The 18274-nt window shown below is 72.5% G+C and carries 19 protein-coding genes and 1 pseudogene; 12 read left to right on the top strand and 8 right to left on the bottom strand.

Going from position 1 to position 18274, the window contains the following annotated elements:
* Positions 1-260: 260 nt before the first annotated feature.
* A complete protein-coding gene (locus O3438_RS29970; RefSeq protein WP_269682909.1) occupies positions 261-707 on the bottom strand; it encodes an SRPBCC family protein in 447 nt (148 codons plus the stop codon).
* 187 nt (positions 708-894) lie between these two features.
* Here O3438_RS29970 and O3438_RS29965 point away from each other — a divergent pair, with 187 nt between their 5' ends.
* From O3438_RS29965 to gltX, 3 genes are read left to right on the top strand one after another with little or no spacing between them, the layout of a single operon-like run.
* On the top strand, positions 895-2244 hold the full coding sequence (locus tag O3438_RS29965; RefSeq protein ID WP_269682908.1) for a GH1 family beta-glucosidase: 1350 nt from the start codon (positions 895-897) through the stop codon (positions 2242-2244).
* Entirely contained in the window at positions 2241-3518 is a 1278-nt protein-coding gene (locus O3438_RS29960) for an MFS transporter (protein WP_269682907.1), read from the top strand. The genes O3438_RS29965 and O3438_RS29960 overlap by 4 nt, the downstream gene beginning before the upstream one ends.
* A 50-nt stretch (positions 3519-3568) precedes the next feature.
* Positions 3569-4978 carry a glutamate--tRNA ligase gene (gltX, locus tag O3438_RS29955; protein WP_269682906.1) on the top strand — a complete coding sequence of 470 codons (1410 nt, stop codon included), beginning with the start codon at positions 3569-3571 and terminating at the stop codon, positions 4976-4978.
* A gap of 133 nt (positions 4979-5111) precedes the next feature.
* Here gltX and O3438_RS29950 read toward each other — a convergent pair whose 3' ends face one another.
* Positions 5112-5744: a copper resistance CopC family protein gene (locus tag O3438_RS29950; protein WP_269682905.1), complete on the bottom strand. Its 633-nt coding sequence runs from the start codon at positions 5742-5744 to the stop codon at positions 5112-5114.
* 220 nt (positions 5745-5964) lie between these two features.
* On the opposite strand from O3438_RS29950, the gene O3438_RS29945 reads away from it, so the two are divergent.
* Positions 5965-6615 (top strand): hypothetical protein, encoded by a 651-nt coding sequence (locus tag O3438_RS29945; protein WP_269682904.1) that lies wholly within the window; start codon positions 5965-5967, stop codon positions 6613-6615.
* 34 nt (positions 6616-6649) lie between these two features.
* Here O3438_RS29945 and O3438_RS29940 read toward each other — a convergent pair whose 3' ends face one another.
* The gene (locus tag O3438_RS29940) at positions 6650-6979 is read right to left on the bottom strand and encodes a hypothetical protein (RefSeq protein WP_269682903.1); all 330 of its coding nucleotides are present in this window, start codon (positions 6977-6979) and stop codon (positions 6650-6652) included.
* 208 nt (positions 6980-7187) lie between these two features.
* Entirely contained in the window at positions 7188-7376 is a 189-nt protein-coding gene (locus tag O3438_RS29935; protein WP_269682902.1) for a hypothetical protein, read from the bottom strand.
* Positions 7377-7488: 112 nt separating this feature from the next.
* Here O3438_RS29935 and O3438_RS29930 point away from each other — a divergent pair, with 112 nt between their 5' ends.
* From O3438_RS29930 to fabF, 7 genes and pseudogenes are all read left to right on the top strand, one after another.
* Positions 7489-8670, top strand: a complete 1182-nt coding sequence (locus tag O3438_RS29930; protein ID WP_269682901.1) for a sensor histidine kinase — start codon at positions 7489-7491, stop codon at positions 8668-8670.
* Positions 8667-9350 (top strand): response regulator, encoded by a 684-nt coding sequence (locus tag O3438_RS29925; protein WP_269682900.1) that lies wholly within the window; start codon positions 8667-8669, stop codon positions 9348-9350. Before O3438_RS29930 ends, O3438_RS29925 begins: the two co-directional genes overlap by 4 nt.
* The gene (locus tag O3438_RS29920; protein ID WP_442929676.1) at positions 9347-10753 is read left to right on the top strand and encodes a PucR family transcriptional regulator; all 1407 of its coding nucleotides are present in this window, start codon (positions 9347-9349) and stop codon (positions 10751-10753) included. Before O3438_RS29925 ends, O3438_RS29920 begins: the two co-directional genes overlap by 4 nt.
* 78 nt (positions 10754-10831) lie before the next feature.
* Positions 10832-11749: pseudogene (locus tag O3438_RS29915) on the top strand (ACP S-malonyltransferase); the annotation flags it as partial.
* 5 nt (positions 11750-11754) lie between these two features.
* Positions 11755-12699: a beta-ketoacyl-ACP synthase III gene (locus O3438_RS29910; protein WP_145779539.1), complete on the top strand. Its 945-nt coding sequence runs from the start codon at positions 11755-11757 to the stop codon at positions 12697-12699.
* A gap of 83 nt (positions 12700-12782) precedes the next feature.
* Positions 12783-13022, top strand: coding sequence for an acyl carrier protein (locus O3438_RS29905; protein ID WP_030330276.1), 240 nt, complete (start codon positions 12783-12785; stop codon positions 13020-13022).
* A gap of 2 nt (positions 13023-13024) precedes the next feature.
* Entirely contained in the window at positions 13025-14251 is a 1227-nt protein-coding gene (gene fabF / locus O3438_RS29900) for a beta-ketoacyl-ACP synthase II (protein WP_088988219.1), read from the top strand.
* A 52-nt stretch (positions 14252-14303) separates the two neighbouring features.
* On the opposite strand, the gene O3438_RS29895 is transcribed toward fabF, so the two are convergent.
* The 3 genes from O3438_RS29895 to O3438_RS29885 form a co-directional block, all read right to left on the bottom strand.
* A complete protein-coding gene (locus tag O3438_RS29895; protein WP_244311591.1) occupies positions 14304-14495 on the bottom strand; it encodes a hypothetical protein in 192 nt (63 codons plus the stop codon).
* A gap of 95 nt (positions 14496-14590) precedes the next feature.
* Positions 14591-16324: a glycoside hydrolase family 3 protein gene (locus O3438_RS29890; RefSeq protein ID WP_269683800.1), complete on the bottom strand. Its 1734-nt coding sequence runs from the start codon at positions 16322-16324 to the stop codon at positions 14591-14593.
* A gap of 96 nt (positions 16325-16420) precedes the next feature.
* Complete coding sequence (locus O3438_RS29885) at positions 16421-16912, bottom strand: DUF3145 domain-containing protein (protein ID WP_030330284.1); 492 nt, start codon at positions 16910-16912, stop codon at positions 16421-16423.
* Positions 16913-17222: 310 nt separating this feature from the next.
* On the opposite strand from O3438_RS29885, the gene O3438_RS29880 reads away from it, so the two are divergent.
* The gene (locus O3438_RS29880) at positions 17223-17552 is read left to right on the top strand and encodes a hypothetical protein (RefSeq protein ID WP_030330285.1); all 330 of its coding nucleotides are present in this window, start codon (positions 17223-17225) and stop codon (positions 17550-17552) included.
* A gap of 73 nt (positions 17553-17625) precedes the next feature.
* On the opposite strand, the gene O3438_RS29875 is transcribed toward O3438_RS29880, so the two are convergent.
* Positions 17626-18249 (bottom strand): carbonic anhydrase, encoded by a 624-nt coding sequence (locus O3438_RS29875; protein WP_269682899.1) that lies wholly within the window; start codon positions 18247-18249, stop codon positions 17626-17628.
* Positions 18250-18274 lie beyond the last annotated feature (25 nt).

The following is an 18274-nucleotide window of genomic DNA, read 5'->3' as shown; positions in this document are numbered from 1 at the left end:
CGCGTGCCGGGCCCCCGCCTGTCGCTACACCCTCTGCCCCGCGCCCCCGCCCCCGCACCCCGCCCCTTTTTGCGCCGATCAGGGAGTTGTGGTGGGGACGAAGCGGTTACAACACCGCGAATCTGGCACCAAGTCCATGATCGACGCCGGTGAGGACCGAGCGAAGCTGTCGGCGGGAACGGCAGCGGCGGGGGTCCGGGGTCCCTGGCGGGGATCCGGACCACCGCCGTCGCGGGTGGCGCCGGGAGGATGGGCTCTCGTCAGCCGACGGCGGCCAGGTCGGTGAGCCGGGCCAGCGAGTCCTCCAGGTCGGCGCCGACCCGGCGCAGTCCGAGGCGCAGCAGGGCTGCCTTGACCGGCCCGGCCGGCCAGCGGACCACGATGAGCCGCACGATGGTCCCGCCCTCCTCCTCGTCGGTGGTGAGCTGGACGTAGATCTCGGTGCGTGCCTCCGCCCGAGCTCCGGCCCCCTTGGCCCGTTCCCGCCAGCCGATCAGCGTCGGCTCCTGGTAGGCGATCACCTCGGCCTCATGCGCCGAGCCGCGCCCCGCCTGGACCAGTTGCCGCCGTCCGAAGCCCTCCCCCGAGAGCACTTCGGCCGCGCGGACCCCCGCCAGCCAGGCCGGCAACTGCTCGGCCCGCTGGACGACATCCCAGACAACTTCAATTGGCGCCGCCACGTGCGCACTGCGTTCAACGAGGATCATTTCCGTCTTCCTCCGGTGAGGACATCCCACGATATCGGCACTCTATGCGTTAAATCGGACTTACCTGGACGGGTTCGGAAAAAGACACGCCGATCAACCATTGCGGATTGCGCCAGGCCGGCCTATGGCGCATTCATCGAGAGCGCTTTAAAGTCCCGAACACGTTTCACGTTGACCGGGAGGGCGCATGTCGACCGCACCGATGCCCCAGTTCCCCACCGGCTTCCGCTGGGGCGTCTCCACATCGGCCCACCAGATCGAGGGCGCCGCCACCGCCGACGGGCGCGGTCCGTCCATCTGGGACACCTTTGCCAGCGAGCCGGGCCGGATCAGTGACGGCAGCACCGGCGCGGTGGCCTGCGACCACTACCACCGGCACACCGAGGACGTCGCGCTGCTGGCCGGGCTGGGCGTCTCGGCGTACCGGTTCTCCATCGCCTGGCCCCGGGTGCAACCCACCGGCACCGGCCCGGCCAACGCACCCGGCCTGGACTTCTACGACCGCCTGGTGGACGACCTCCTGGCCGCCGGCATCGACCCGGTGGCGACGCTCTACCACTGGGACCTGCCCCAACCGCTCGAAGACGGCGGCGGCTGGCTGCACCGCGACACCGCCGCCCGATTCGCCGACTACGCCGAGCTGGCCGCCGCCCGACTCGGCGACCGGGTCCGGCTCTGGATCACCCTGAACGAGCCGTTCATCCACATGAGCATGGGGTACGGGATGGGCGTGCACGCCCCCGGCCGGATGCTGCTCTTCGACGCCTTTCCGGTCGCCCACCACCAACTGCTCGGGCACGGGCTGGCGGTCGCCGCGCTACGGGCCCACAGCGCCAGCCCGGTGGCGATCGCCAACAACTACTCCCCGGTGCGGGTGCTCGGCGACAGCGACGCCGACCGGGCCGCCGGCGCCGCGTACGAGGCGCTGCACAACCGACTCTTCACCGATCCGCTGCTCGGACGCGGCTACCCGGAACTGCCCGGCCTCGACCTGGGCATCGTCCACCCCGGCGACCTCGACACCATCGCCACACCGATCGACGTGCTCGGGGTCAACTACTACAACCCCACCGGTGTACGCGCCGCCGAGGAGGGCTCCCCGCTCCCGTTCGACCTGGTCCCGTTGGACGGCTACCCACGCACCGCCTTCGACTGGCCGGTGGCCCCCGACGGGCTGCACGAGCTGCTCGGCTGGCTGCGTGACACCTACGGCGACGCGCTGCCGCCCATCGAGATCACCGAGGGCGGGTGCGCGTACGACGACGCGCCGGACGCGGACGGGCAGGTGGCCGACCCGGAGCGGATCGCGTACCTGGACGGACACCTACGGGCGGTACGGGCCGCCATCGCCGACGGAGTCGACGTGCGCGGATACTTCGTCTGGTCGCTGCTGGACAACTGGGAGTGGGCCGAGGGGTTCACCAAACGCTTCGGTCTCGTGCACGTCGACTACGCCACCCAGACCCGTACGCCGAAGTCGTCGTACACCTGGCTGCGGGACGTCATCGCGGCCAGCCGGCCGGGGTCGGCGCGGTGACCACCCTCGACCCGACGCCGGCGTCGCTGCCGGCGGCGCTCGCCGAGCCGACAGTGCCGGTGCGGCGCGGCTGGATCGGGCTGATCTTCGCCGCCAACCTCGGCGTCTGGATGGCGTTCTTCACGCCGATCCAGGTGCTGCTGCCCCAGCAGATCGAGCAGATCGCGCCCGGCGACAAGGAGAACATGCTGGCCGTGGTCACCGGCCTCGGCGCCCTGGCGGCGGTGCTCGCCAACCCCCTGGCCGGCGCGCTCTCCGACCGGACCTGTCTGCGCGTGGCCGGCCGCGAGTTCGGTCGCCGGCACGTCTGGACCGCTGGCGGAGCCGTGCTCGGCGCGGCAGCCCTGGTGCTGCTGGCCCAGCAGCGGACCATCCTGGGGGTCGCCCTCGGCTGGGTCGCCGCCCAGGTCTGCTTCAACGCGATGCTGGCCAGCCTCACCGCCGCCATCCCGGACCGGGTGCCGGTGGCGCAGCGTGGCGGCGTCTCGGGATGGGTGGGCATCCCGCAGGCGCTGGGGTTGGTGCTCGGCGCGGTGCTGGTCACCGCCCTGGTCACCGGCAACGCGGCCGGCTACCTGGCCATCGCCGTGGCCATCCTGCTGCTGTCGCTGCCGTTCGCGCTGCTCACCCCCGACGAGCCGCTGCCGCGTACGCATCAACCGGCGCTGCGCGCACGGGCGCTGCTGGCCTCGATGTGGATCGACCCGCGTCGGCACCCGGACTTCGCCTGGGCCTGGATCACCCGGTTCCTGGTCCAGCTCGGCAACGCCCTGGGCACCCTCTACCTGCTGTACTTCCTCACCGACGGGGTACGCCACCCCGACCCCGAGGGCTCCCTGCTGGTGCTGATCCTGCTCTACACGCTCGGCATGATGCTGACGGCGGTGGTCGCCGGCCGGATGTCGGACCGCTCCGGGCGCCGCAAGATCTACGTCATCGCGTCCGGGCTGATCATGGCGGTGGCAGCGCTGCTGCTCGCTGTCGCGCCAACCTGGCCGATGGCGATCGTCGCGGCGTTGCTGCTCGGCGCGGGCTACGGCGTCTACCTCTCGGTGGACGCCGCGTTGATCACGCAGGTGCTGCCCCGGGCCACCGACCGGGCCAAGGACCTGGGCGTCATCAACATCGCGAACTCGGCGCCGCAGGTGCTCGGCCCGGCGCTCTCCGCACCGCTCGTGGTGTACCTGGGCGGTTACCCCACGCTCTACGCGGTCACCGCCGTGGTCACCCTGATCGGCAGCGTGCTGGTGGTCAAGATCCGCTCGGTGCCCTGAGTCAGGGGGCCGTGGCGGAATCCCGTCGACGGTCGCCGTAGGCTGGAGGCGTGACGGTACGTGTGCGCTTCGCCCCTTCCCCGACCGGTATGTTCCACGTCGGCGGCGCCCGCTCGGCGCTGCAGAACTGGATCTACGCCAAGCAGCAGGGCGGGGTGTTCGTGCTGCGTATCGAGGACACCGACGCGGCGCGCAACAAGCCCGAGTGGACCGAGGGCATCCTCTCCGCGCTGGACTGGATCGGCATCTCCCGGGGCAGCTACGAGGGCCCGTACTTCCAGTCGGAGAACGCCGGCGAGCACCGGGCCGCCGCGGCCCGCCTCTACGAGTCGGGTCGCGCCTACTACTGCGACTGCACCCGTGAGGACGTGCAGGCGCGCACCGGCTCGCAGTACCAGGGCTACGACGGCTACCACCGCGACCGTGGCCTCGGGCCGGGCCCGGGGCACGCCCTGCGCTTCCGTACGCCCGACGAGGGCGCCACGGTGGTGGTCGACCTGATCCGCGGCGAGCCCACCTTCGAGAACAAGCTCATCGAGGACTTCGTGATCGCCCGGGGCGACGGGTCGCCGGTCTTCCTGCTGGCCAACGTCGTCGACGACATGACCATGGGGATCACCCACGTGATCCGGGCCGAGGAGCACCTGCCCAACACCCCCAAGCAGCAGCTGCTCTGGGACGCCCTCGGGGTCAAGCCGCCGGTCTGGGCGCACGTGCCGGTGGTGGTCAACGAGAAGCGGCAGAAGCTCTCCAAGCGGCGCGACAAGGTCGCCCTTGAGGCGTACCGCGAGGAGGGCTACCTCGCCGGCGCGATGCGCAACTACCTGATGCTGCTCGGCTGGGCGCCCTCCGGGGATCGGGAGATCGTCCCATGGTCGGTCATCGAAGACGAGTTCCGGCTGGACGAGGTCAACCCCTCCCCCGCGTTCTTCGACGAGAAGAAGCTGCGCGCGTTCAACGGCGAATACATCCGCGCCCTGCCGGTTGCCGAGTTCGTCGACGCCTGCCAGCCGTGGCTGACCGGCACCGGGACGATCGCGCCACCGCCGTGGCAGCCCGAGGAGTTCGACGCCGACGCGTTCGCAGCGGTCGCCCCGCTGGCCCAGACGCGCATCGCGGTGCTCAGCGAGATCGTGTCGAACGTCGACTTCCTCTTCCTCGCCTCGCCGTTGATCGACGAGGCCGCGTGGACCAAGACGATGAAGGACGGCTCCGCCGAACTGCTGGACGACGCCGTCGCGGCCTTCGAGGCGTTGGAGTCCTGGGATGCAGAGTCGCTGAAGTCGACGCTGGAGGCGGTCGGTGCCGAGCGGGGCCTCAAGCTCGGCAAGACGCAGGCACCCGTTCGGGTCGCGGTCACCGGCCGCACCGTGGGTCTGCCGCTGTTCGAGTCGCTGGAGGTGCTCGGCCGCGAGCGCACCCTGACCCGAATCCGCGCCGCCCGCCTACGCCTGGTCTAACCCCGCGAGCCTCTCAGTCCCGCAGCCCGCAGCCCGCAGCCCCCGCAGCCCTGTCGATCATGGAGTTGTGGTGCCCGGACCGACCCCCTCCGGGGGCTTTGTCCGCCGCCACAAGTCCATGATCGACTCGGCGCTAGGCGCTGCGGCGTCGGCGGAACATCAGGCCGGCGGCGAGCGCACCGATCAGCACCAGACCGCCGAGCGCCCAGAGCCACCAGCGGCCCCCGGAGTCGGACGTCTCCGACGCCGCCGGCACCGCGGACGCCGTCGGGCTGCCGGGTGTGGCCGAAGCCGGCGCGGCCGACGCTGAGGCCGTGGCGACAGTTGACGGGTCCGCCGAGGGCGCTCCGGCCGACGGAGACGCGGACGGGTTGGCGGCGGTGCCGGTCGTGAGGGTGAACCGCACTTCGCCCTTGACCGGGTGCCCGTCGGAGGACGCGAGCTGGTAGCCCACGATGTAGAGACCCGCAGCCGCCGGCTTGAACGGCACCCGCACCCGGCTGCCGTCGAAGACCGGTGGGCCGCCGGCGACCACATTGTCCGGCCCGGTTATTGTGATCTTCGTCGTTGCCGGTGCCGGCTTGGCGAGGAAGCGCAGCTCGATCCGGGCAGGCGCCGTCGCGACTCGGGCACCGTCACGCGGATCGCTGCCGGTCAACGAGTTGTGCGCGACCGCTGGCGTCGGTGGCGCCAGAAACGACACACCGAACGCCACGCCGAGCACCACTGGCACTACCCGCGCCGCACGTGTAACCCTGCCCCCCATGAACCCCTCCGTAAGGGTACGATCCGCCCGCTGATCAAACGGCTCCTCATTAGTCGAGCCGAGATCGCAAATAGTTCCAATTACTGTTCCACAAGCTGCAACTCATCGACGTTCCCCGGAGTCTGTAAGGGTGACGCCGACCATCCGGTCGGTGTCGGCACCGGCAGACCGGTCCGGACGTCACAGCGATGCACTCCATCGAACGGGGCGAGGAGGCGGGATGGTCCGACAGATGAGGCGGTTGGCCGCCGTGCTGGCGGGCACGCTGGCGACGGCGCTGCTGTCACTCGGCACCACGGGCCCGGCTTCGGCCGCGCCGAAGCCCCCACCCCCCGGAGTGGACATCACCGGCGTGGGGCTGGCCGCACCGCTGCAGTTGCGCGCGGAGACGCAGCCCGCTCACGTGGGCGCGGTCATCGACCAGGTCAACTTCCTCGGCCGCACCGGCATGGCCAGCGGCCCGAAGCCCGCCGACCTCGGTCCGAAGTACACGGTCGTGGTGCTCGCCGGGGACACCCCGAAGCAGACGTACGACCTCTACCCGAAGGCGGTCGGAGGCCCTCGGGTCTTCCGGCCGGCCAAGCAGCCGGACGGCCGCAAGACCAGCGCCGGCTGGTTCCTGGGTCGACTCAGCATGTCCGAGACCCTGCGCACCGCGGGCGTGCCGCTGGAGCGGCAGTTCGACACGGTCAGCGGCGGCGTGGGTGGCGGGGAGCGGGTGCTCCCGGAAGACACTCTCGACCCCGCCAAGGATCTCGACGAGGCGCTCGGCGACCTGCAACGGCTGCTGCTGCTCAACGTCGGGGTGATGCTCACCATCACTGTGGGCCTCGCCGGGATCGCCCTGCTGATCCGCCGCCGTACGCGCTGAACGACCGCACCCGCCGGTCAGCGGCGGGTGGTGATCAGCACCAGCGGCGGGGTGGGCGTTCGCGGCGGGTGGCCCGCGGACGCGGCCGGACCGGGCCGTGCCGATGTGCCCCGGCCCAGCCGGGAAGTTCGCTGAGGCAACCAGCCGGGACGTCGACGTCGGGCTCACCGAGGGCGGTGGGCTCGCCGGAGCGCTGACGCGGAAGAGGGGTCTCGTCGTCGGCCCGACCGGCGAGCGGCTCCCCCGGGTGCGACGGCGCGCCGCCGACCGACCGGCGGTGCTTGGCGGGCGTCTGCGGGTCGTGGTGCCCCGGCCGGCCGGGCTCACCCTGGGCGCAGCCGTACTCGGCCTCCCCGTGCGCCATCCCCGGTCTCCTCACGTTCGTCTACCCCCGGGTGCTCCCCGACGTGCCCTGTCACCGTACTGGCCGGGACCGGCGGGCCGTGCACGGCGTACCCGGCCGCACGACCGGGCGGCCCACGACGACGACGGTGAGCGCGGGAACCGGTTGCGCAGTTCACAGCATCTTTTCGCACCGTTCACCCGAGGGCCGCGACCGGGCGGCACGGCGGTCAGTGGCGGTGACGGGCCTCCTCCAGGTCGGCCCGGGTGAAGAGCGCCCGCAGCGTCACACCGTGACCGGCGAGCGCCTGCGCCCCACCCTCGGCCCGGTCGATGACGCAGAGCGCGTGCTCCACCCGGGCACCCAGTTCGCGTAGGTGGCCTGTCGAGATGACCGCCTGACCGCCGGAGGTGACCACGTCGTTCGCTCATCGGGGCGCTGTCCGCGTACCCCTTTCGGCGCATGCCGGGGGCGGCGGCGTCCTCCCCCGGTCGGAGTCCGACCGGGTGCGGCTGTGGTGGGATCGGGGCATGCGTCTGCCACCGTGGCTCGGCTCCGGCACCCGCGGCCGGGATCTGGCGCTGGCCGGCGTCTCGTTGGCCGGCGGCCTGGTGCTGTGGACCCTCGGTTGGCAACCGCAGATCCGTCCGCACCCGGACGTGCCTGCGGTCCTGTTCCTGCCGCCGCTGCTGGCGATGTGCGTCGCCGTGGGCCTGCGCCTCGTCGCCCCGCGCGCCAGCCTCGCCGTCGGCACCGCGGCGGTGGTGGTGGACATCGCCCTCGGTGGGTCACTGGGAGCGATCCTGATCTACACCCAGGTGCTCTACGACGCGTGCGTCTACGGCCCGCCCCGGCTGTGGCGGTGGCTGCTGCGGGCGACCGTCGGGCTGAGCGTGGTCGGTGCGATCGTCGGCGTGGTCCTCACCGACCGGTGGAGCGGGGTGGCCATCGGGGTGCTGGTGGTGCTCGTCGGCCTGCTGCCGGTCCTGACCGGGATCAGCGTGCGGCAGTACCGCGACCAGGCTGCCGCCGAACGGGCCCGGGCCGAGCAGACCGCCCGTCTGGTCGAGTTGGATCGGCGGCAGGCGGTCAGCGCGGAGCGGGCCCGGATGGCCCGGGAGCTGCACGACGTGGTCGCCAACCATCTCAGCGCGGTGGCCATCCACGCCACCGCCGTGTTGTCCGTGCCCGGGCTGGATCGCGGCCAGGTCGAGTCGGCGTTGCGGGTGATCCGGGAGAGCAGCGTGCAGGGCCTGGCCGAGATGCGTCAGTTGATCGAGGTGCTCCGCGAGCCGGGGGGCGACGGCACGGCGGTGCCGGAGTTGGTCAGCGCGCGGCTCGCCGAGACGGACGAGCTGGTCGAGCGGGTCCGGGCCGCCGGCCTCGCGGTGCGGGTACGCACCGACGGCGCGCCCGGGCCGCTGCCGGTGGGGGTGGACCTCGCCGCGTACCGGATCGTGCAGGAGTCCCTCACCAACGCGCTCAAGCACGGCACTGGTGAGGCGGACCTGACGATCGCGTACCGACCGGCGGAGGTGGTGCTGACGGTGGAGAACCCGGTGCGCCGGGACGGGGCCGGGCTCGCCGGCGCCGGCGCCGGGCTGATCGGGATGCGGGAGCGGGCCACCCTGCTGGCCGGTCGGTTCAGCGCCGGACCGCACGACGGCCGCTGGCAGGTCCGCGCCGCACTGCCCATCGGGGAGGGCCGGTGAGCAGCACGGCGGGGGCGGCGACGGTGCGGGTGGTGCTCGCGGACGACCAGCCGGCGGTACGGGCCGGCCTGGTCCTGATCCTCGACGGGTCCCCGGGCGTGGAGGTGGTCGGCGAGGCGGCCGACGGCGAGGAAGCGGTGCGGTTGTGCCGGGAACTGCGCCCGGACGTGGCGGTGCTGGACGTCCGCATGCCTCGCCGGGACGGGATCTCCGCGACCCGGGAGATCGTCACCGACGCGCTCGCCGACGTGCTGGTGCTCACCACCTTCGACCTCGACGAGTACGTCTTCGGCGCGTTGCGGGCCGGAGCGGCCGGGTTTCTGCTCAAGGACACCGACGCTGACGGTCTGGTGGACGCGGTACGGACGGTGGCGCGTGGCGACGGGTTCATCGCTCCCGCCGTGACGCGCCGGTTGATCACCGCTTTCGCGGCCACCGCGCCGACGGCGTCGGCCGCCACCCGGGCCGCGCTGGGCACCCTCACCCCGCGTGAGCGGGACGTGCTGGCCTGCCTCGGCCTGGGTCTGTCCAACCAGCAGATCGCCGAGCGGCTGGTGCTGGCGGAGAGCACGGCCAAGACGCACGTGAGCCGGATCCTGGCGAAGCTGGACCTGCGCAGCCGGGTGCAGGCCGCGATCGTGGCCCAGGAGCTGGGCCTGCCCCCTCCCCCGCACGCGTGAGCGCGGGAGTCCACCCGGCACAGCCCCGAAGGGGCGCTGACGACGTCGGTCGAGGGTGCCGGCCGGAACGTCCTCGCCGCCACGGGCCGACCGGTGCCGACGTGGATGGCCTGCTCAGAACATGTCAGGCTAGGGCGGTGAGCACGCCGGGCGGTGGAGAGCTGTCGGCCACGCTGCGCCGGATCGAACGTTCGGCGGGGGCGCTGGCCACCTCCAGCGTGGCCCGGATGGACGAGACCCTGCCCTGGTTCCGGGCGCTGCCGGCCGACCAGCGCTCCTGGGTGATGTTGGTGGCCCAGGCCGGCGCGCGGTCGCTGGTGCAGTGGTTGCAGGACGGCGGCGGCACGGCGGACAGCACCCAGGAGGTCTCGGACGAGGTCTTCGCCGCCGCCCCGCAGGCGCTGGCCCGGTCTATCACCCTCCAGCAGACCGTGGCGTTGATCAAGGTGACCATCGACGTGGTCGAGGAGCAGGTGTCGCACCTGGCCGCCGAGGGCGAGGAGCAGCAACTACGCGAGGCGGTGCTGCGCTTCTCCCGGGAGATCGCGTTCGCCGCCGCCCGGGTGTACGCGCGGGCCGCCGAGTCCCGTGGCGCCTGGGACGCCCGGTTGCAGGCCCTGCTGGTCGACGCGCTGCTGCGCGGTGACTCGCCGGACGTGCTGGCCAGTCGGGCCGCCGCACTCGGCTGGGCGGACGCGCCGCCGGTGGCGGTGGCTGTCGGCCGGTCGCCCGGCGGGGAGGTCTCCGCGGTGCTGCACGTGGTCTACCGGCAGGCCCGCCGGATCGGCGTGGAGGTGATCGGTGGTGTCCACGGCGACCGGTTGGTGATCGTGCTGGGTGGCGCGGCGGACCCGATGACCGCCACGGCCAAGTTGCTGAGCGCGTTCGGGGACGGCCCGGTGGTGGTCGGGCCGGCGGTGCCGAGCCTGGACGAGGCGACCGAGTCGGCACGGGCGGCATTGTCCGGTTTCCGGGCGGCGCCGGCCTGGCCGAGCGCCCCACGGCCGGTGCCGGCCGCCGACCTGTTGCCGGAGCGGGCTCTCGCGGGCGACGCCGAGGCCCGCCGGCGGTTGCGGCACGACGTGTACGCGACGTTGGTGCGCGCCGGTGGGGAGCTGTTGGCGACCCTGGACGCGTTCCTGGCCGCCGGCGGCACGCTGGAGAGCGCGGCGCGGGCGTTGTTCGTGCACCCGAACACGGTGCGGTACCGGTTGCGGCGGATCGCCGAGGTGACCGGCTTCTCGCCGTTGTCTCCCCGGGACGCGTTCGCCCTGCAGGTCGCGCTGACCGTGGGCCGGTTGGATCCGGTCGCCCCGATCACCTCACCCGTCCCGACTCAGACAATGACCCCGGCCGCCCGGAAAACCGCCCAAAACGAGGATGATCTCCGCCGATCTTTGTAGGAAACCTCTAAAGGTCCTAGTGCGGTTTGGTCGGGGGCGGCACAGCGTTACCCGCGCGTATCCGGGAGAGTCATAGGCGTGCTCGCCGTACTTAGTCCCGGCCAGGGTTCTCAGAAACCCGGCTTCCTGACCCCCTGGCTCGACCTGACCGGCACTGAGGCGCGTCTGCGCGAGTGGTCGGCGCTGGCCGGGGTCGACCTCATGCATCTGGGCACCGACGCCGACGCCGACGAGATCAAGGACACCGCCCGCACCCAGCCGCTGCTGGTCGCCGCGGCGCTGCTCGCCGGCGAACACCTGCCGTTGGACGACGTCGCGCTCACCGCCGGTCACAGCGTCGGCGAGCTGGGTGCCGCCGTCCTGGCCGGCGTGCTGTCGGCCGAGGCCGCGATCAGCCTCGCCGGGGTTCGCGGCCGGGAGATGGCCGCCGCGTGCGCGCTGGAGCCGACCGGCATGGCCGCGGTGCTCGGCGGTGACCCCGACGAGGTGCTCGCCGCGATCGAGGCCAACGGGCTGTACCCGGGCAACCGCAACGGCGCCGGGCAGATCGTCGCCGCCGGTTCGCTGGACGGGCTCGACAAGCTCGCCGCCGAGCCGCCCGCGCGGGCGCGGATCATCCGACTCAAGGTGGCCGGCGCGTTCCACACCCCGTACATGGCCCCGGCCGAGGCCGCGCTCGCCGCGGTCGCCGCCGAGATCACCCCCGCCGACCCGGCCCGCCTCCTGCTGTCGAACCTCGACGGCACGGCGGTCGACAACGGTGCCGAGATGGTGCAGCGCCTCGTGCGTCAGGTCACCGCGCCGGTGCGGTGGGATCTGTGCATGCGTACGCTGGCCGACCTCGGGGTCACCGGCGTGATCGAGTTGCCACCGGCCGGCACTCTCGCCGGGTTGGTGAAGCGGGACCTCAAGGGCGACGGCGCCCCGGAGATCGTCACCCTGAACACCCCGGACGACCTGCCGGCCGCACGGGACCTGATCGCCCGCATCGGAGGTCGCTCATGACTGGCAGTCGCATCGTCTCGATGGGGCACTACCAACCCTCCCGGGTGGTGACCAACGACGACATCGCGCAGCTCGTCGACACCAACGACGAGTGGATCCGGGACCGGGTCGGCATCGTCAGCCGGCGGATCGCCGACAGTGAGACGGTGGCCGACATGGCCGCCGCCGCCGCCGGTAAGGCGCTGGCCAACTCGGGCCTGACCGCCGCCGACATCGACCTGGTCGTGGTGGCCACCTGCACCTCCATCGACCGCAGCCCGAACGTGGCCTGCCGGGTCGCCGCCAAGCTGGGCATCACCGCCCCGGGCGCGTTCGACGTCAACACCGCCTGCTCCGGCTTCGCGTACGCGCTGGGCACCGTCGACCACGCCATCCGGGCCGGCGCGTCCCGCAACGCGATCGTCATCGGCGCGGAGAAGTTGTCCGACTTCACCGACTGGACCGACCGCTCCACCTGCATCATCTTCGCCGACGGCGCCGGCGCCGCGGTGGTCTCCGCCACCGCCGACGACGAGCCGGCCGGGATCGGGCCGGTGGTCTGGGGCTCGGTGCCGGAGAAGAGCGACGCGGTACGCATCGAAGGCTGGCGCCCGTACGTCCAGCAGGAGGGGCAGGCGGTGTTCCGCTGGGCCACCACCGCGATCGCGCCACTCGCCCTGCAGGCCTGCGAGCGGGCCGGGGTCGACCCGTCGGAGCTGGCCGCGTTCGTGCCGCACCAGGCCAACGCCCGGATCATCGACGGCATCGCCAAGCGCCTCAACATCCCCAACGCGATCATCGCGAAGGACATCGTCGAGTCCGGCAACACGTCCGCGGCGAGCGTGCCGCTGGCCCTGTCCAAGCTGGTCGAGCGCCGGGAGGTGCCCTCGGGCGCGCCGGTGCTGCTGTTCGGTTTCGGCGGTGGCCTGACCTACGCCGGTCAGGTCGTCCGCTGCCCCTGATGCCCCCTCGGGCGCGTACGCGTCCAGGAGTGGCGGTCGGCGACGCCGTCCGCCGGAAACCCCGATGAAAGGAACCAACAGCAATGACCCGTGACGAGATCACCACCGGCCTCGCCGAGATCCTCGAAGAGGTTGCCGGGGTGAACCCGGACGACGTGGCCGAGGGGAAGTCCTTCACCGACGACCTCGACGTCGACTCGCTCTCCATGGTGGAGGTCGTGGTTGCCGCCGAGGAGAAGTTCGGCGTCAAGATCCCGGACAACGAGGTGCAGAACCTCAAGACCGTCGGTGACGCCGTCAGCTACATCGCGGCGCAGTCCTGATCATGAGTCGTCCTGACGTCGTCGTCACCGGGCTCGGCGCGACGACCCCGCTCGGCGGGGACGTCGCGTCGACCTGGGACGCCATGCTCGCCGGCCGCTCCGGGGTGAGTGCCCTCACCCAGGAGTGGGCCGCGCAACTGCCGGTCCGGATCGCCGCCCAGCTGGCCGTGGAGCCGTCCGAGGTGCTGGACCGGGTCCGACTGCGCCGACTGGACCGCTCCGAGGCGATCGCGATCATCGCGGCGCAGCAGGCCTGGGCGGACGCCGGCCTCGCCGGCTCCGACCTCGACGGGGAGCGGCTGGCCGTCAGCGTCGGCTCCGGTATCGGTGGCGCCACCACCCTGCTCGCCCAGGACGACATCCTGGAGGCTTCCGGGCCACGGCGGGTCTCCCCGCACACCATCCCGATGTTGATGCCGAACGGTCCGGCCGCATGGGTCGGTCTGGAGCTGGGCGCGAAGGCCGGTGTGCACTCGGTGGCCAGCGCCTGCGCCACCGGCGCCGAGGCGATCGCCCTCGGTCTGGACATCATCCGCTCCGGCCGGGCCGATGTGGTGGTGGCCGGTGGCACCGAGGCGGTCATCCACCCGCTGCCGATCGCCGGCTTCAGCTCGATGCGGGCCATGTCGACCCGCAACGACGAGCCGGAGCGCGCCTCCCGCCCGTGGGACCGGGGCCGTGACGGCTTCGTCCTCGGCGAGGGCGCCGGCATCGTGGTGCTGGAGCGGGCCGAGCACGCGGCCGCCCGGGGCGCCCGGGTGTACGCGCGCCTCGCCGGCGCAGGTATCACCTCCGACGCGTACGACATCGTGCAGCCGCACGCCGAGGGCGAGGGCGCCATCCGGGCCATCGCCAAGGCGATCGCGGACGCGGACGTGGCGAAGCAGGACATCGTGCACGTCAACGCGCACGCCACCTCGACCCCGGTCGGGGACATGCTGGAGATCAGCGGGCTGCACAAGGCGCTCGGTGACCATCCGGTGCTGTCCGCGACGAAGTCGATGACCGGTCACCTGCTCGGTGCGGCCGGCGCGCTGGAGTCGATCGCCACCATCCTGGCCATCCGCGACGGTGTCGTCCCTCCGACGATCAACCTCGACGACCCGGAGCCCGGCCTCACTCTGGACGTCGCCGCGCACAAGGCCCGCCACATGGAGATCCCGGCCGCGTTGAACAACGCGTTCGGTTTCGGCGGCCACAACGTGGCGTTGGTCTTCGCCCGGCCCTGAGCCTGCCCGTGGAACGGGCCACCTCCGATCGGAGGTGGCCCGTTCCGCTCGTTCAGCCCCGGTTACGGGGGTGCTGCTTGGCGGTGCGCTCGTTGCCGTGGCGGTAGTTGCCGGTCCAGCGGGCCATCACCAACTGTGGGTCGTCGTCGACCTCGGCGAGGAACTCCGCGGCCCGGCCGCCGCGCAGCGTGCCGGCCACCCGCCCGTGGTGGGTGATCACCACGGTGCCGTCGGCCCGTCGCACGTACCGAAATCCTTCTGCCGCTCCCATGCCTGGAGACTGTCAGGCACTCCGGGCCGGGGCGAGCCGTTTTCGCCGCCGAACTGTCCGCGCGAGGTTCAGGTGCCGCAGGTGGTGGCGGGTAGGCCCGGCACGGCCACCGGGGACCGGCCGCTCGGCTTGGCCTTGCCGGTCAGCACGGCGGCCAACGCGGTCATCGACGCCCGGCTGGACGAGTAGGTGGCCAGCAGCGTCGGCGACTTCGCGCCGCCCAGCACGTACGGGGTGTCCATGGCGACGGTGACGGCCGCGTCGGGCCGCAGGTCCTTGGCGCCGTCGCCGTAGCCGACCAGGTGCACGATCGTCCCGCCGCTGGGCTTCACCTGCGCTCCGGCGGCCGTCAGCGCGGCGGCGAGCGCGGCCCGGGTGCCGTCCCGACCGCCGGAGGAGGTGACGGTGATCGGCCCGGCCACCGTCTTGCCGCAGGTGCCCCGCAGCACGGTGACGGCGGCGGCGGCCAGCGCGTCGGCCGCCGCGCGGTGCTCCGGGGAGTTGAGCGTGGACATCTGCGCGGCCGGGGTCTCCGCGAGACGGAACTTCATGGTCAGCACGCGGGTGACCGCTTCGACCAGCCGGGTCCGGGGCAGTGAGCCGCCGCGCAGCGCGGCGAGCAGCCCGTCGTACGCCTGACCGACGTTCGGGGTCATCAGGATGAGGTCGTTACCGGCGTTCAACGCGCGGACCGCCGCCTCGCCGGGCGCCCAGCGCTTCGCGGGTGGCATGTTCATGCCGTCGGTGATCACCACGCCCTTGAAGCCGAGCTGACCGCGCAGGACGTCGGTGAGCAGCTTGTGCGAGAACGTCGCCGGGGTCCCCGGGTCGATCGCCTGCGCGTCCAGGTGGCCGGACATCACGGCCATCGCCCCGGCGTCCATGCCCGCGGTGAACGGCGGCCAGGCGCCGTTCCGCAACGCCTCGGCGGACTGGGTGAGCACCGGCAGATCCTGGTGCGAGTCGTCGGCGCTGTGACCGTGCCCGGGGAAGTGCTTCAGGGTGGCCGCGACCCCGACCGCCTGTAGGCCACGGACGGCGCCGCCCACCTGCGCGGCGGCCTGCTTGGGGTCGGAGCCGTACGACCGGGACCCGATCACGGTGCTGCGGGTGGCCAGCACGTCGGCCACCGGGGCGAAGTCGACGTTGATTCCCATCGCCGCGAGCTCGGCGCCGGCGGCCCGCCAGGCGGCCTCGGTCAGCTTCGGGTCGCCGGCCGCGCCCGCCGCGAGCGCGCTGGGCAGCAGTGTGACCCCGTCGGTCACGCGGGTGACGACGCCGTACTCCTGGTCGGTGCCGATCAGCAGGGGCGCGGGACCGGCGGCGAGCCGACCGGCGGCGGCGCGCAGCCCGGTGGTGAGGTCGTGCACCTGCTTGGGGTTGTCGACGTTCGTGGTCTCCTGGTTGCCCTTGGTCGGGTCGTCGGCGCTGAAGCCGACCAGGATCAGGCCACCGAGCCGGTACTTGCTGATCATGTCGGCCGGGGTGTCGACTCCGGCGAGGGCCTGGTTGCCGGCGGCCGAGCCGGCCGAGACTTTCGTCGCCGAGTCGCCGTAGGCGTACGGCATCAGCACCTGGCCGACCAGGTCTTCGTCGGACAGCGTCGCGACCAGCGCGGCGGCGCGGGCGGCGGGGTCGCTGGCCGGTGGCGCGGCGGAGGTGCTCGGCGCCGCCGAGGTGTCGGCCGGATTCGGCGTCGGGGCCGGGCGTTCGGCGGCACCCGAGCAGCCGGAGACGAGCAGGGCGGTCAGGGCGGTGGCTGCGACGGTGGCCCGCCACGGGCGATTCGACACGCGGCCTATCCCATCAGTTCCCCCTTATCGGGGCAACTTGACCTTTCCGCCCGCAGGTCTCACTGACCACGTGCGTGCAGGTTGCCCGACCCGCACGCGGTCGAGTCAGCCGACCCGGGTGAGCAACGTCACCGGCGCACCGTCTCCGGCGTAGCGGTAGGGCTCCAGGTCAGCGTCCCACGCGGTGCCCAGCGCCTTGTCCAGCGCGTGCGCCAACGCCTCCGGAGCCCGGGACGCGGCCATCAGCGTCCGTAGCCGGTCCTCGCCGAGCTGGATGTCACCGGCCACGCCGACGGTGGCTCGGAACAGGCCACGGGCCGGCACGTACATGAAGCGTTCACCGTCGGCGCCGGGACTCGGCTCCTCGGTGACCTCGAAACGGATCATGGGCCACTGCCGTAGGGCAGCAGCCAGCTCGGCGCCCGTCCCCGGACGACCGGTCCACCCGCACTCTGCCCGGCGTGCGCCGGGGTCGACGGGCTGAGCCGTCCACTGCAGGTTGACCGGCGCGGCTAGGACGCGCGCGATCGCCCACTCGACGTGTGAGCACACGGCGAGCGGGGTCGAGTGGACGTATACGACGCCACGCGTTGGCACGGTGACCTCCCGGAGAGCGAGGTGCGTCTTCCCCTACGACCTCGACCACCCAGGTGGCTCGTGCACCACATGATGACTCCTGTGACGCGTGGTGCGCCAGGGAATCGGAAAAAACGCCGGGTGGAATAGCCGGACGGGTGGCTGCCGTTGCCTCTCAGGACACCGCGACGACCAGCATGATGTCGTGGTCCTGTACAGTTCCACCGGCGGCTTATGCCGCGTTACACCTACGCGAGCCGGAGTCACGATCGGCCCGCACACAGCCCCCGGACGTTCAAGTCCTCCCGTACGTCTTGCAAGGAGTACCTCCGTGGCGAGCAACACCTCTAAGACCGCGCGCGCGTCAGTCCGGGCCGGCCAGGCTGGCCAGGGTGGCGCCCTCAGCGTGCTGGGCGAGTTCAAGTACCTCATCCCGCTCAACGGCGGCAAGCACGCCTACGTGCGGAACCTGACCAACGGCAAGACCGCGCACCTGCGCACCGACTCGGACGCCTTCGTCGAGGAGATCCGCGTGCTGGCCGCCGCCGGCCACGCCGCCAAGATCCGGGCGGAGATCAACAACCTGGCTGCCACCCACCCGGGTGACGGCTGGGAGGCCACCGAGAAGCGCCTCGTCGCTGCCGGTGTCTTCGAGGGCTGAGCCCCTCCCCCACCGCATCATCTGAAACCGCCCGCCGGGAGTTCCCGGCGGGCGGTTTCGCGTCCGGGCCCGGTCAGCCTGGGTCGAGTAGGGCTACCTCGCCGGTGGCCAGGTCGTAGAGGCCGCCGGTCACCGCCACCCGCCCGGTGGCCACCGGCCCGGCCAGCAGGTCGTCGTCGCGCAGCGTGCGCACCGTCCGCCGGACGTGCCGGCGAATCGCCAGCGGGTGCACCGCCGGGTCGTCGAGCCCGATCTCGGTCACCGCCGGGGCGATCTCATCCACCAGGTACGCAAGCGACCCCCCGGGACGCTCCCCGGTGCGCAGCGCGTCCACCGCCGCACCCACCGCGCCGCACCGCTCGTGGCCCAGAACCATCACCAGCGGTACGCCGAGCTGCCCGACCACGTACTCGATGGAGCCGCACACCGCCCGGTCGAGCACGTGCCCGCCGGTACGGATCACACAGATCGCCCCGAACGTCTGGTCGAAGATCGCCTCCAGCGGCACCCGCGAGTCGATGCAGCCGAGCACCACCGCGTACGGCTGCTGGTCGCCGGAGGCGGCTGCGGCGGCCGTGACGTCGTGCCCGTGGATCGGCTGGCCGCTGACGAACCGCCGGTTCCCGGCGAGCAGGTCGGCGAGCGCGGCGCGGGGCGTACCGCCGGCCTGCCGTCCCTGCCCCGGCGTACCACCCATGGGCGCTCCCGAGGACCCCATGCCG

This window comes from Micromonospora sp. WMMC250 (assembly GCF_027460215.1).
GTDB classification, from domain to species: Bacteria; Actinomycetota; Actinomycetes; order Mycobacteriales; family Micromonosporaceae; genus Micromonospora; species Micromonospora taraxaci.
Note: the sequence above shows the minus strand (reverse complement) of the source record. Positions and strands in the feature narration are given on the sequence as shown.

What these genes read in the sequence shown, in the direction of transcription:
- O3438_RS29970 (WP_269682909.1), bottom strand. Translation starts at nt 707, where the DNA reads ATGATCCTCGTTGAACGCAGTGCGCACGTGGCGGCGCCAATTGAAGTT.
- O3438_RS29965 (WP_269682908.1), top strand. Translation starts at nt 895, where the DNA reads ATGTCGACCGCACCGATGCCCCAGTTCCCCACCGGCTTCCGCTGGGGC.
- O3438_RS29950 (WP_269682905.1), bottom strand. Translation starts at nt 5,744, where the DNA reads ATGGGGGGCAGGGTTACACGTGCGGCGCGGGTAGTGCCAGTGGTGCTC.
- O3438_RS29945 (WP_269682904.1), top strand. Translation starts at nt 5,965, where the DNA reads ATGGTCCGACAGATGAGGCGGTTGGCCGCCGTGCTGGCGGGCACGCTG.
- O3438_RS29940 (WP_269682903.1), bottom strand. Translation starts at nt 6,979, where the DNA reads ATGGCGCACGGGGAGGCCGAGTACGGCTGCGCCCAGGGTGAGCCCGGC.
- O3438_RS29930 (WP_269682901.1), top strand. Translation starts at nt 7,489, where the DNA reads ATGCGTCTGCCACCGTGGCTCGGCTCCGGCACCCGCGGCCGGGATCTG.
- O3438_RS29910 (WP_145779539.1), top strand. Translation starts at nt 11,755, where the DNA reads ATGACTGGCAGTCGCATCGTCTCGATGGGGCACTACCAACCCTCCCGG.
- O3438_RS29905 (WP_030330276.1), top strand. Translation starts at nt 12,783, where the DNA reads ATGACCCGTGACGAGATCACCACCGGCCTCGCCGAGATCCTCGAAGAG.
- fabF (WP_088988219.1), top strand. Translation starts at nt 13,025, where the DNA reads ATGAGTCGTCCTGACGTCGTCGTCACCGGGCTCGGCGCGACGACCCCG.
- O3438_RS29875 (WP_269682899.1), bottom strand. Translation starts at nt 18,249, where the DNA reads ATGGGTGGTACGCCGGGGCAGGGACGGCAGGCCGGCGGTACGCCCCGC.